Below are 12,714 nucleotides of genomic sequence, written 5' to 3' on the forward strand. Positions count from 1 at the left end.
TGGTGCCTTCGCCGTTGCCGTCGGGTCAGGTCGTGGCGCCGAAGTCGGGGAGGGTGAGGGCGCCGTCCGGGCCGAGGGTGAAGCCGGGGTTCCAGGCGATCTCCCAGACGTGGCCGTCCGGGTCGGCGAAGTAGCCGGCGTAGCCGCCGTAGAACGTCTCCCGCGCCGGTTGGGTCACCTCGGCGCCGGCCTTGTCCGCGGTGGCCATCACCTCGTCGACCTCCGCCCGGGAGCGGACGTTCTGGGCCAGGGCCATGCCGCCGAAGCCGCCGGTGTCCGGGTTGGGGACGCCCGCGTCGGCGGCCAGCTTGTCCCGGCTCCACAGCACCAGGGCCAGGCCGCCGGCCTGGAGGAAGACAGTGTCCTCGACCTCCTGGCCGCGCCAGCCGAGGTGCGCGTAGAAGGCCTTGGCCCGCGCCAGGTCCGAGACGCCGAGGGTGATCAGACTTATCCGCTGCTCCATCCTCGTAACCTAACGCGCGATCAATCGGGGGCGCGGCAGACGACTCCGACAGAGTTGCCGGTAGACCAGATCAATCCGAGGAATCTACACTCTTCTCTGTTAGCGCTCACACTCGTCCCAGTGCTGAGGCAGTAACGCCATGCCGATGTGACGATCGGCGCCCGCCGGCTGCCCCTGGTGGCCCCACCGGCCGGCCATGCCCTGGGCCAGCTCGACCAACCCAGGGGAGAAGCTATGCGAACAAGGGCACGATGGCTCGCGACGCTCGCCGCGCTCGGTGTCGTGGTCGCCGGAGTGGTGACACCCACCGGTCCGGCCAACGCGGAGTCCAACGGTGGGGTGCGGGTGATGCCGCTCGGCGACTCCATCACCGAGGGCACCCAGGTGCCCGGCGGGTACCGCATCGGACTCTGGCAGCGCCTCGCCACCAACCGGTACACAGTGGACTTCGTCGGATCGCAGTTCAACGGGCCGGCCAGCCTCGGCGACCACGACCACCAGGGGCATCCCGGCTGGCGCATCGACCAGATCGACGCGAACATCGTCGGCTGGCTGAACACCCAGCGGCCGCAGACCGTTCTGTTGCACATCGGCACCAACGACATCCTGCAGAACTACAACGTGAGCACCGCCCCGAACCGGCTCTCCACGCTGATCGACAAGATCACCAACACCGCGCCCACCGCCGAGGTGTTCGTGGCGCAGATCATCCCGATCTCCAACAGCGGCCAGGACGCGGCCGCCCGCACCTTCAACGCGGCGATCCCCGGCATCGTCCAGAGCAAGGTCAACGCCGGCAAGCGGGTGCACCTCGTCGACATGCACAGCGCGCTCACCACCGCCGACCTGATCGACGGCGTCCACCCCACGGCCGGCGGCTACGACAAGATGGCCGCCCGCTGGTACAGCGCGTTGCAGTCGGTGCCCGGCAGCATCGGCAACCCGGGCAGCGGCGGCGGGCAGACCGCCACGATCGTGGGCACCCGGTCCGGTAGGTGCGTCGACGTCCCCGGCTACTCCACCACCAACAGCACCCAGGTGCAGTTGTGGGACTGCCACGGCGGCACGAACCAACAGTGGACCTACACGTCCAGCAAGGCACTGACCGTCTACGGCAACAAGTGCCTCGACGCCGCCGGTAACAGCACCGCCGCGGGCACCCAGGTCACCATCTACGACTGCCACGGCGGGACGAACCAGCAGTGGAACGTCAACGTGAACGGCACCATCACCGGAGTGCAGTCCGGCCTCTGCCTGGACCCGTACAACCAGGGCACCGCCAACGGCACGAAGCTCGTCCTCTGGACCTGCACCGGCCAGGCCAACCAGCAGTGGAGCCGTCGGTGAAACGGCCAAGCACCGCCAGATGGCTGACGGCGGGGCTCGCGGCGGTCCTCGGCCTGGCCCTGGCGATAACGACGCGGGACGCGGCCGTCGCGGACAGCCCGTACCAGCGCGGTCCGGATCCGACAGCGGCCAGCGTCGCCGCCACCCGCGGCCCGTTCGCCACCACGCAGGCGACAGTGCCCGCCGGCAACGGCTTCAACGGTGGGTACGTCTACTACCCGACCGACACCAGCCTTGGCACCTGGGGTGCGGTCGCTATCGTTCCCGGCTACTCCGCCCTGTTCGCCAACGAGGAAGCCTGGATGGGCCCCTGGCTGGCGTCCTTCGGGTTCGTGGTGATCGGCATCGAAACCAACAGCCGCACCGACGGCGCCGACGCCCGCGCCACCCAGCTGCTCGCCGCGCTGGACTACCTCACCCGAACCAGCCCGGTCCGCGACCGGGTCGATCCCAACCGGCTGGGCGTCATGGGCCACTCGGCGGGCGGAGCCGGAACCCTCCTCGCCGCCCTCCGCCGGCCGACCCTGAAGGCGGCGGTCGGCCTCGCACCCGGTACGCCCGGCAACAACCTGAACATGTCCACCACCCAGGTGCCCACCCTGCTCCTGTCGGGACAGAACGACGGCACTGTCACGCCCTCGTACGTGCAGGGCATCTACAACACGCTGCCCGCCAGCGTGGAACACGCCTGGGCGGAGTTGGCCGGCAACGACCACCTCTCGTTCACCAGGTCGAACCCCACCGAGATGCGACTCCTGATCCCCTGGCTCAAGACGTTCCTGGACAACGACACCCGCTACACCCAGTTCCTCTGCCCACTCGCCAACAGCACAGGCGTATCCCGGTACAGCGCCACCTGCCCCCTGGTGCCACCGGGTGAGCCGACGCCACCGCCCACGTCCGCTCCACCAACTACTGGTGCGCCGACGACCCCGCCGCCGACCACCCCACCACCCTCCGGCGCCCCCTGCACCGCGACGTACCGCACAGTCAACTCGTGGTCTGGCGGCTTCCAGGGGGAAGTGACAGTGACCGCCGGCACCGCCGCCATCAACGGCTGGACCGTCAGGTGGGACCTGGGCAACGGCCAGAGCATCAGCCAGGTCTGGAACGGCACTCTCAGCACCAGCGGCTCCACCGCGACGGTCCGCAACGTCTCCTACAACGGCACGCTCGCCCCCGGCGGCACGACGAGCTTCGGCTTCCTCGGCTCCGGTACGCCATCCACCGCGTCACCGACCTGCACAAGTCCATAGCCAGCCCGAGGGCGTGAACGCCTCGGCCCCGTCGTCGCGTTGGCAGTCTGGGGCGGGTCGCGTGTCGCGCCCGAGGGGGTCCTGTCCTTGCGAGCGATATACCTGTAAGTCATTTCCATGCCGCACAGGTATATCGCTCGTGAGGTGACGGCGGGCTCACGACAGTGGAGGTGCGAGCTGCGGCTCGGAGAGCCCCGTCGTTGGCCTGACATCCCAGGCCACCTCGGAGGAGTCGTGGAGTGCGACTGGTCGTTCACCACCACCCTTCCTCGCCGGGCGTCCTCCCGCGAGACGCTGGCCTCGGCCCTGGGTACGGCGGCTCCCTACCTGCAGAGCGACGATCACTGCGAGGACTGGCCGGCGGTGACCTGTCCACCCTGCTGATCCGTGAAACACGCAGTGGTGAACTGACGGCCGCCCATGCTCGGGAGATGGTCCCGGCCAGGCGCAGCTTGTCGAGCTGCCAGCAGGTCACGTTGTGCATCACGATGCTCGAGCAGAGTTCGCCGCTGCTGTCAGCATCTTTCTGTACGAACCCCACAAATGCTCTAAGTGGTGGCTGCTTTTCTGCCCGCTACCTGTAACATCCCCATGTTTTGATCTCGACGGGGAGGAAGAAGCGCATGCGATGGAAGATTCCGGCCGGTGCCCTAGTGGCACTGGCCTTCTTGGTTCCGGCGGCACCGGCGGTGGCTCAAGCCCAATCGCCCGGGCTGAACGCGGCCTGCCAAACGGTCGAGCGCAAGGTTTACAAGGATCTTCGCGAGCTTGTCACCATCGACTTGGACACCGCCACGGATCAAGAGATGCGGGCGTTGGTTGTCGTCCTCCGGGACGAGACTCTCGAAGAGAAGCTGCCCGTCCTGCCGGCCATCCTTCAGCAGCGGGTGAGGGGGGGCACCCCGAATGAGCTCCGCGGGTACCTCAAGACGCTCGTCGGTCAGGACGGAAACGGCGCCCCGGATTTTCAGAAAGTCTGGGCGACGGATCTGCGGGTCACGGTAAACCAGACGATGGCGGGCGGTGGTCCCAACGTGAAGGCAGCCGCGCAGAAGGCCCTCGACGCGGAAACCCTCGATGCCTACCTGGCTTACCTTAACGACGGCCTGTACGCCGCACGCGCGCTGGACTGCGCGTCTCAGCCGACGGCGACCCCGACGGCTCAGCCCACCACGACGCCGAGCGCCACGCCCAGCGTCACGACGACCGTCGTACCGACCCCTGCCTCCTCCACCACCGCTGGCGCGGCCGGCGGCGACGGTGGCGGACTGCCGGTGACCGGTGCCCAAACCGCGACCATGGTCGGCATTGGCGGTGCGCTGCTGCTCCTCGGCGGCGCGGTCTACGTGATCGGACGCCGACGCCGGGCACGCTTCGTCGCATAGCGCCAACTCGACGCGCCCGGCTCGATGCTTCATCGGGCCGGGCGCGTTCGGCGCCTCTGGTTCAGCGACTCTCCGCGGGTGTGCCGCGGAAGGCTCAAGCGGCGATCGCCCGGGCGGTCGCGTACACGTCGGCGGGCAGGGCGTGGTGGAGCTGCCACAGGATGCGCATGGGCCGCTCCCCGGTGTGCGAGTCGTACGTCCTGGTGCCGGCGTACAGATAGGGCGGCGCACCCAGGTCACGGTCGGCGATCCGGGTCTCCCGGATGAACGGCGAAGCCGGCCAATGGCGCGGCCTGGGGTTGTCGGAGGCGCAGCACCGCCGGATCGTCGACTACCTCGTAGGGGTGCCGCACGAGCAGGTCACTCAGATGCGCAGGGCGTTCGAGGTGGGCGCGTGAGCCTCGCCGCAGCGTGGGCGTCGGTCGACGAGCGGGCGGCCTCCGACTTCTGGTGCACCCTCGATGATCGCCGGCTACGACCTGCTCCCACATGCCACCACCGTCGGCGACGCACTGCTCGCCACCATCCCTCGTCACGATACGAATCCACTATGGATGATGGCCGTGGACCGCGCCACGCACGCCCTTCGTTGCGCCGCCGCCCGCGTCGGCGACGGCCCGGCCTGGTAGCCCGCCCAGGTGATCGGCCACGAACGGCCGTCGCCAGGCATCGCCATCCTGACGGTACGTCACTGGCGGCGGCTGCCCCACCAGCCCGGCCAGGCCGTCCCCGTCTGCACACCACGTCTGCCCGGCCGCTGGCGCTGGCTCTCACCGGCGGATGCCCCACGCGCCGACGGCACCGTCGAGCTGCACGTCCGCGCCGTACCCGCCGGCGCCGTCTCCCACCGCCTGGTCCATGAGGTACGCCCCGGTGAGTTGATCTGGCTCGGCCCACCCGGCAACACCGGCCTGCGGTTGGACCCGACGGGTGCCGGCGATCTGCTGCTCGTCGCCGGTGGCACCGGTCTCGCGCCACTGCGCGCCCTGGTCGAACAGGTCGCCGCCGCACCGGGCGGTCGGCGGGTGACCCTTGTCGTCGGCGTCCGCGCATTCGTCGACCTGTACGACGCGATCGCCCTCGACAAGCTGCAATGCAGGCATGACTGGCTGACGATAGTGCCGGCGTTCTCCGACGAGCCCCTGCGCCGAGGCGGCCGAGCAGGGTGACGCCGTCACCATCGCCCTCGACCACCACCGACCCGGCCAGGACATCTACGTGTGCGGCCCGCCCGCGATGCTGGCCGGTGCCCGGTCGCGGCTGCTGGCCCTCGGTATCCCTGCCGCCCGTATCCACACGCCGGTCACCTTCACCCGCTGACTGCCGAACGTCAGTCGACACAATCTGACGTGCGCCTGCGAGGTTGGCAGATTCGCTTACCCCTATCCGAAAAGATGAAGAAAATCAGGCCGGGCTCCGCACTCCGTCTTGTTAGCCTGACCGTCAATCCACAATCGTGGGAGATGAATATGACCGGACATTGGGAAGCAGACCACACTGCACGCTTCTCGCGCAGACTCGGCAAGTCGGCCGCAGAGCTGGGTGAGAGCGGGGGAACCACAACCTGTCCCGATGTCTGGGAGCTGTCGAACGGCGATGTCGCGATCATCGGGCGCGATCTGACCGAGGTTCTTGCCACCCGGCTACCCGAGGGTGTGAGTGTCGGTGCAGACGAAAGGGTCGTCGTCATCCCGCGAAGCATGATCGTTGCCGCCAAGCCGGACATCCCGGATGCGTGATCTGTTGGATGCGGTCGGCCGGCAGCGGCTGAGCCTCGGCGAGTACGACGCCGACTTCTACACGACCGTCGAGTCGACCGATGGCCCCGTCCTCAAAACCGAGCGGATGCAGACGTTCCGTGAGCCGGGCAGCCCCAGTTGGGAGGCGTACGCCGATGGTCGGTGGGAGGAGGCTCTTCGGATCGCCGCCGAGCCGAACCCGGAGCTGGTGGCCTTCTTCGAGCACCTTGACCAGCTCGGTTCCGGCCTCAGGCGTCTGCGAATCGTCGAACTGCCGCTGACGCCATACCTGGTCTGGGAGCTGAATTTCTTGCGCTACCGGGCGGAAGCCGGTGAGCAGATTCGCGTGCTGGACGCGCGAGTGGTCAGAGAGTGGGAGGCGACAGCCGGGCCTGTTCCGGAGTTGATGGTGGTCGGTGGTCAGGCTGTCTACGAGGTTCTCTACGACGCGTCCGGCGTCCCTGTGGGTGCGGAAAAGACAGTTGAACCGGCCGTGGTGGCGGGCTGTCGAAGTCGTGTGCTGTCGCTGCTTGAGCAGGCCGAACCCTTCGAATCCTTCTTCCGTCGAGAGGTCGACGGGACAAGGCCGGGACTGCCACAGCTGTAGTAGCCTGCCTCCACCAGCGAGCGTGGAGGCAGTGTGCCCCGACTCCGGACAGTCTCCGATCTGGCCCGTCGATCCGCCACGCCAACGATCCTGCTCCTTGCCGTCCTGGCCATGCTGGCGGCCGTCCTGCTTTCGCCCGCTGTCCTGCTCTGGATCGGCAGGCGACCCGGGTACGACTGGCCGCTGTTGGGCAACGTCGGTCAGACGTACGGTGCTGCCTCGGCGATCCTCGCGGCTCTCGCGCTCATCGGCGTGGTGTCGTCGCTGGCGCTACAGGCACGGGAGGCCAAGGCGGCCCGTGAGCAGGCGCTGCGCGCCCTGCATACCGACCTGCTCAAGATGGCCATCGACGATCCCGCGCTTCTCGAATGCTGGGGGCCGATCGAAGGTGCCACCGACCTCCAATGGTTCCGCAAGCACGTTTACGCGAACCTCATCGTGTCGCACTGGCAGCTGATGTGGGAGGTGGATGTTCTTACCGCGCGGCACCTGGAGGTGCTCGCGGACCAGTTCTTCAAGGGGCACGTTGGTCGTCGATTCTGGGCTGAGGCACGCGCGCCGCGGATGACAGCCGAAACGTCACGACGCGCCCGACGTTTCACGGCGACCGTCGACCGCCGTTACCTGGCAGCGGTAGCCGCAGGGCCGGCCGGGAATGAGCCGGTCGAGACGCCAGTAACGACAAGTCCCGACACGGTGCCCGCGCGAGAGGCCCGGCCGGCGGGACAGGCGACCGCACTTGCTGTCGGCGTCGTGCTCGGTGCCGCTGTTGTCCTTGCCGGCCGTCGTCGACGCCACGGTGGCTCAAACCGGCGCGACGGCTGACCGCATCACACGTAGGTGTCGCCGAATTCGTGGACCCCGTCGACGTACTGGATCTGGGCAGGACGGCCGACGCGTGCATAGGGCTCGTACACCCCACCGCCCACAGTGAACGACTGCGGGAGCGCGGGCCGGGCGCTGAGGTACAGCGTCGGCAGAGTGTCCGGCACTAAGATCTCGCCTGGCCGTCGGCACGCGGCTGGCCGACACGGGGAGGTGTCATGCGGCGTCGCCAACTGCTGGCGTCCGGGATGTTCGCGGCGATCGGGCTCAGCGCCGGGGAGCTGTTGAGAGCAGCGCCGGCCGCCGCCGAGGTGGCCCTGCTGAAGAGCGTCGGCGTCCAACTGCCGGTGAACGACCTGCGGGCGATCGAGCTCGACGAGGCGCGCGGCCGCCTGTACGTCGCACAGGGGGTTGGTGGCGCACTGCCGCTGGTGGTGACCGACCTCGACGGCCGCCTGCTGTCCCGGGTCACTGCCGTCGCTGACATCTCCGACCTCGTCCTCAGCGACGACGGACGCATCCTGTACGCGGCCCAGGGCTTCAACCGGATCATCGCGTTGGACGCCGCCACGCTCACCATCATCGCCAGCTATCCCGCACCCGTCGGCGCCCACCTGTACACGGTCGAACCGACCGGCGAGAAGGTCGTCGGCGGGTTCATCGACGCCGGCATCGGCTCCGGCGGTCTGCTGGTCTGGTCGGCGCCCGGAACCCCGCCGGTGGTCTACACCGCGGGCCCCAACTACCACCCGATCATCGACGCCAGCCCCGGCGCGCCCGGTCTCCTCGTCGCCGGCGACACCGGGTATTCGCCCGTCACCACCTACGTCATCGACGTCTCCGGTGACAGCCCGACGATCGTCGCCCAGCGGGACTACACCGGCAGCAACCTCATCGACTACGCCGTGAGCCCGGACGGCACCGAAGTGGTGGAGACGGTGGGCAGCCCGTACGAGCACCACTCGTACCGGCTGCCGGATCTCGCCGACGCCAACGTCTATCCGAGCGGCGTCTATCCGCAGGACGCCGCCTGGTCCGGGAATGGCTCGACCGTCGCTATCGGCCGTGCCTCGACCTCCACCGGTGACGCCGATGTCTACCTCTACGCCAAGGGCAGCACGGTCCCGACGTACGCCGTCGACTTCCGCAGTGGCGACAGCCTCTGGGAGGGCACGCTGCTGGTGAACCGGGACGGCACCCGGGCCTGGGCGGTCACCTCGACCGACCCCTACCAGGAGACTCAACTGCTGCACTCCTTCGGGCCGGCGCACCCCCCGACGCCGCCGGTCACCGACCTGGCTGTCACCGCCCAGGTCGGAGCCGGCAAGGACAAGCAAATCGCGCAGCTCACCGTGACCTGGAGCTCGCCCATCGGTGACGACAACTACTGGTGGATCACCGCGTCGACCAACGGCGGGGCCGAGCGGGAGTTCTGGCGCAGCAAACTGGACGCCAGCGGCAGATACACCCTCACCTACTCGCTGCCTCGCGGCACCACCACCTTCACGGTCCGGTACCGCGACTACTACCAGTTCTACCCGGACGGCTACGCATCGGCGGTGCTGCAGCGGTGAGCGCACCGGTCGGGTGCCGCGGTCCGCTCGTCCGCCGCGGCGCGCTGACGCTGCTGCTGCTCGCCACCGGCCGTGCCGGCTGCGCCCGACCTGGTGCGGCCGGAGCCGGCGCCGTCTGGGACACCCCGGCGCCCACCGCCGCGGCGACGGCGAGTGCCGCGGCGGGGACGACGAGTGCGGCGGCGACACCATCGCCGAGCAACCGGTCCGTGGCCGCCTCGCCCACGCCGAGACCGCGCCGACCGGCGGCAGCGCAGGGCAGTTCGTCCGCCGCCCCGCCGCCAGCCCCGGCCGCCAGGGCCACTCCGGCCCCGGAGTTCCCCCGCGGCTACACCCTGCTGTCGCAGACCTGCACACTCCGGGCCGTCACGCCCCATTTCGGATCGAGCTGCGCGACCTAGTCCACCGCTCCGCCGTGCGCTCTGCCGAGGCCGATTTGGCGCCTCGCGTTCCGCTGCGGCCGCGCTGATCGTTGAACCGGTACCCGATCTGGGTGGCAGCACAGGAGGACGCGGTGTCGGATTATCCGAAGGCGATTGCCCTGGTCGACCGCATTGAGCCGGTGCCGCGCCGGATCCGTGCCTTCCTCGCTGGGGAGCGGGTGCTGGACACCACGCGGGCGCAGTACGTATGGGAATGGCCCTTCTACCCCCAGTACTACATCCCGATCGCCGACGTGAATCGCAGCCTGCTGATTGATGAGCAGCGCACGGAGGAGTCGCGGCGCGGCACTGCGCGGCTGCACGGGCTGCGAGTCGGCGAGACGGTCCGTCGTTCGTGCGGGTCGTGGTACGGCGACGACGCGCTGCCTGGGCTGGCGGACATGATCCGGTTCGACTGGGCTGCCATGGACAGCTGGTTCGAGGAGGATGAGGAGGTCTTCGTACACCCCCGCAACCCGTATGCCCGGGTGGACGCGCTGCGTTCGACCCGCAGCGTTCGGGTGGAACTGGACGGGGTCGCCCTGGCCGAGTCGACGTCGCCTGTGCTGGTTGTCGAGACCGGTCTTCCGACGCGCTACTACCTCAACCGCACCGAGGTCAACGTCAGCCACCTCGTGCCGTCCGCGACGACGACCGCGTGCCCGTACAAGGGCCGGACCAGCGACTACTGGTCCGTCCGTGTCGACGGCACCGTCCATCCGGACCTGGCCTGGTCGTACGCCTTCCCCACCGCGGCGCTCCTGCCGATCGCCGGCCTGATCGCCTTCTACAACGAGAAGGTCGATCTGGTCGTCGACGGCGAGCGGCTCAGCCGACCGAAGACGCACTTCTCCTGACCGAGTTGTCCGGCAGAGCCTTCGAGTGCGGTCGTCAGCCGGTGGGCCGATCCTTACGCCACAGTTCGACTCGGAGTCAGGCGAAGTCGGGTATGTCGTTCCGTTGCGCCGCCAGGCTCACGGGCATGACTGTTTCCCACTCTGGCCTCGCCGGCTTCCGCCGCGCCGGGGCGCTCGCCGCCGCCGCGCTGGCCGCGGTCACTCTCGGTGTCGTTCCGGGGGGTCAAGCCGAGGCCGCCGTCAGCACCCTGCCGATCGGTGACGCCGACCTGACCGAGGTCCGTACCAGCAGCACCCTGGCCGCCGGTGTCACCCTGACCCGGATCGTGCGTGGCACCGAGCCGGCCCCCGCCGACCAGATCAACACGACCATGCGCGGCCCGTGGGTGGTCAACGTGCTCACCATCGACCCGCGCGGCGCGCGGGGGCACCTGAAGGCGACGTACGGCCCGAACCTCAGCCAGGTCGAGAAGACCACCGATCTGGTACGCGCCTCCGGCGCCCTGGCCGGCGTCAACGCCTCGTTCTTCACCTTCACGGCCAGCCAGCAATACCCAGGTGACCCGGTGGGGCTGGGGCTCTACGGCGGGAAGCTGCTCAGTGAGCCGACCACCGACCCGGCCGAGGTCAACTTCGTCGTCGACGCCAACAGCAACCGGGCCCTCACCGGGAAGCTGACCTGGTCGGGCAGCGTACGGAACCGGCGGACCAGCGCCACCCTGCCGCTGGAGTTCATCAACCACCCGCCGGTGATCCCCGTCGACTGCGCCGCCATCGTCGACCAGACCCAGTGCGGTGTGCCCGGCGACGTCGCGCAGTTCACCCCCGAGTTCGGCGCGGCCACCCCGGCCGGCGCTGGCGTGGAGGTCATCCTCAACCGGCTGGGCTGTGTGGTCCGCACCGCGACCACCCGGGGCGCCACCCTTGCCGCAGGCCAGACCTCGTTGCAGGCGACCGGCAAGGACTCCGTCGCTCTGCTCGGCGTCGCCGGTAAGGGGTGCGTGGACCGGGACTCGACGCTCACCGACCAGCAGGGCCGGAAGCTCGAACTGCGGCCCGGGCTCTTCGGCGTCAACGGCCGGTACCCGCTGACGGCGGAGGGTCAGATCGTGGTGCCGGACGGTGCCCCCGGTGACAGCTTCTTCGCCCGCAACCCGCGCACCATTGCCGGCACCACGCGGGACGGGAAGATCGTGCTCGCCACCATCGACGGGCGGCAGACCACCAGCGTCGGCACCACCCTGGACGAGACGGCCGCGGTCGCCCAGGCGCTCGGCATGTCCGACGCGATCAACCTCGATGGCGGTGGGTCCACGGCGATGGCCGCCGCCGGGGCACTGGTCAGCCACCCGAGCGGTAGCGAGCGGGCCGTCGGTGACGCGCTCGTCTACGTCGCCGGCCGGTACCGCAGCGGCAACTGACCACCGCCACTGACACAAGCCGCGGCAGCGGCCACGTCCGTACGCGGGCCGCGCGACTGCTCAGCGAGGCGCAGGAGACCAGCGCGGTTGAGTCTGCAGCGTATTTCGCGGTGGCCGAGCTGCTCACCAACGTGGCCAAGCACACGACGCCCGGTGCGCCTGGGTCTCCCTGGCGCACCGGGACGGTGTGCTGCGCACGGAGGTCGGCGACGACGGTCGCGGCGGCGCCACGCCGGACGCGGGGACCGGCCTGGCGGGCGTACGACGCCGTCTGGCAGCCCTCGATGACCGATGAGCGTGACCAGTCCGCCCGGCGGGCCCACCGTCGTGACCACAAGGCCTGCAAGCCGCCCTCGCGGCCCGGATGCAGTTGCCCGGGCCGCCGATCTTCTGCTGTCCCAACACGTCGAGCAGCTGTACGCCCGGGAACTCCTCGCCGACCGCAGCGGGGGAGTCGGCTACCTGCTCAAGGACCGGGTGTCCAACGTCGGCCAGCTCATCGAGGCGCTACGTCAAGTGGCCGGCGGCGAACGCGGCGATCGCGGGACGGCTGTCCGTCACGGAGAAGGCGGTGAGCAAGCGCATCAACGACATCTTCAGCAGGCGGGGCATGCCGCCATTCGATGACGACAGTCGGCGGGTGCTCGCGGTGCTCGCCGAGCCCGACACCTGAAACTCCCGCAGCCCCTGACGGCCATGCATCCGAAAAGGAGTGGCGGGCGACTGTATTCTGCACAGCGGGTAGCGAAGACCACCCGGAAGAGTGATTGGGTGCGCTCCCTGGGCGTTCCAGGCCCAGACGACTGTGGTGTCGAACG

At 69.3% G+C, this 12,714-nt stretch carries 14 protein-coding genes and 1 pseudogene; 13 read left to right on the plus strand and 2 right to left on the minus strand.

The window, feature by feature from the left end; genetic code table 11:
- Positions 1–25 precede the first annotated feature (25 nt).
- Complete coding sequence (locus ACQPWW_RS05855; RefSeq protein ID WP_433129878.1) at positions 26–463, minus strand: VOC family protein; 438 nt, start codon at positions 461–463, stop codon at positions 26–28.
- A gap of 234 nt (positions 464–697) precedes the next feature.
- Here ACQPWW_RS05855 and ACQPWW_RS05860 point away from each other — a divergent pair, with 234 nt between their 5' ends.
- The 9 genes from ACQPWW_RS05860 (at position 698) to ACQPWW_RS05900 (ending at position 7,622) form a co-directional block, all read left to right on the plus strand.
- A complete protein-coding gene (locus ACQPWW_RS05860; RefSeq protein ID WP_433129880.1) occupies positions 698–1,810 on the plus strand; it encodes a ricin-type beta-trefoil lectin domain protein in 1,113 nt (370 codons plus the stop codon).
- A complete protein-coding gene (locus ACQPWW_RS05865; RefSeq protein ID WP_433129882.1) occupies positions 1,807–3,066 on the plus strand; it encodes a cellulose binding domain-containing protein in 1,260 nt (419 codons plus the stop codon). The genes ACQPWW_RS05860 and ACQPWW_RS05865 overlap by 4 nt, the downstream gene beginning before the upstream one ends.
- 623 nt (positions 3,067–3,689) lie before the next feature.
- Positions 3,690–4,451 (plus strand): ALF repeat-containing protein, encoded by a 762-nt coding sequence (locus tag ACQPWW_RS05870; protein ID WP_433129884.1) that lies wholly within the window; start codon positions 3,690–3,692, stop codon positions 4,449–4,451.
- A 263-nt stretch (positions 4,452–4,714) separates the two neighbouring features.
- Complete coding sequence (locus ACQPWW_RS05875) at positions 4,715–4,849, plus strand: hypothetical protein (RefSeq protein ID WP_433129886.1); 135 nt, start codon at positions 4,715–4,717, stop codon at positions 4,847–4,849.
- 63 nt (positions 4,850–4,912) lie between these two features.
- Positions 4,913–5,080 carry a hypothetical protein gene (locus tag ACQPWW_RS05880; RefSeq protein WP_433129888.1) on the plus strand — a complete coding sequence of 56 codons (168 nt, stop codon included), beginning with the start codon at positions 4,913–4,915 and terminating at the stop codon, positions 5,078–5,080.
- Between the two features lie 9 nt (positions 5,081–5,089).
- The gene (locus ACQPWW_RS05885) at positions 5,090–5,620 is read left to right on the plus strand and encodes an FAD-binding oxidoreductase (RefSeq protein WP_433129890.1); all 531 of its coding nucleotides are present in this window, start codon (positions 5,090–5,092) and stop codon (positions 5,618–5,620) included.
- Between the two features lie 294 nt (positions 5,621–5,914).
- On the plus strand, positions 5,915–6,190 hold the full coding sequence (locus tag ACQPWW_RS05890; RefSeq protein ID WP_433129892.1) for a hypothetical protein: 276 nt from the start codon (positions 5,915–5,917) through the stop codon (positions 6,188–6,190).
- On the plus strand, positions 6,183–6,797 hold the full coding sequence (locus tag ACQPWW_RS05895) for a DUF6879 family protein (RefSeq protein ID WP_433129894.1): 615 nt from the start codon (positions 6,183–6,185) through the stop codon (positions 6,795–6,797). Before ACQPWW_RS05890 ends, ACQPWW_RS05895 begins: the two co-directional genes overlap by 8 nt.
- Before the next feature lie 33 nt (positions 6,798–6,830).
- Positions 6,831–7,622: a DUF6082 family protein gene (locus ACQPWW_RS05900; RefSeq protein ID WP_433129896.1), complete on the plus strand. Its 792-nt coding sequence runs from the start codon at positions 6,831–6,833 to the stop codon at positions 7,620–7,622.
- A gap of 5 nt (positions 7,623–7,627) precedes the next feature.
- Here ACQPWW_RS05900 and ACQPWW_RS05905 read toward each other — a convergent pair whose 3' ends face one another.
- A complete protein-coding gene (locus tag ACQPWW_RS05905) occupies positions 7,628–7,789 on the minus strand; it encodes a hypothetical protein (RefSeq protein WP_433129898.1) in 162 nt (53 codons plus the stop codon).
- A 51-nt stretch (positions 7,790–7,840) separates the two neighbouring features.
- Here ACQPWW_RS05905 and ACQPWW_RS05910 point away from each other — a divergent pair, with 51 nt between their 5' ends.
- From ACQPWW_RS05910 to ACQPWW_RS05925, 4 genes and pseudogenes are all read left to right on the plus strand, one after another.
- Positions 7,841–9,196 (plus strand): hypothetical protein, encoded by a 1,356-nt coding sequence (locus ACQPWW_RS05910; protein WP_433129900.1) that lies wholly within the window; start codon positions 7,841–7,843, stop codon positions 9,194–9,196.
- A gap of 514 nt (positions 9,197–9,710) precedes the next feature.
- Complete coding sequence (locus ACQPWW_RS05915) at positions 9,711–10,475, plus strand: DUF427 domain-containing protein (protein ID WP_433129902.1); 765 nt, start codon at positions 9,711–9,713, stop codon at positions 10,473–10,475.
- A gap of 125 nt (positions 10,476–10,600) precedes the next feature.
- On the plus strand, positions 10,601–11,896 hold the full coding sequence (locus ACQPWW_RS05920; RefSeq protein ID WP_433129904.1) for a phosphodiester glycosidase family protein: 1,296 nt from the start codon (positions 10,601–10,603) through the stop codon (positions 11,894–11,896).
- A gap of 334 nt (positions 11,897–12,230) precedes the next feature.
- Positions 12,231–12,569, plus strand: a pseudogene (locus tag ACQPWW_RS05925) (DNA-binding response regulator); the annotation flags it as partial.
- Between the last annotated feature and the right edge of the window lie 145 nt (positions 12,570–12,714).

This window comes from Micromonospora sp. CA-240977, from assembly GCF_050942285.1.
In the GTDB taxonomy this organism is placed as follows: Bacteria; Actinomycetota; Actinomycetes; order Mycobacteriales; family Micromonosporaceae; genus Micromonospora.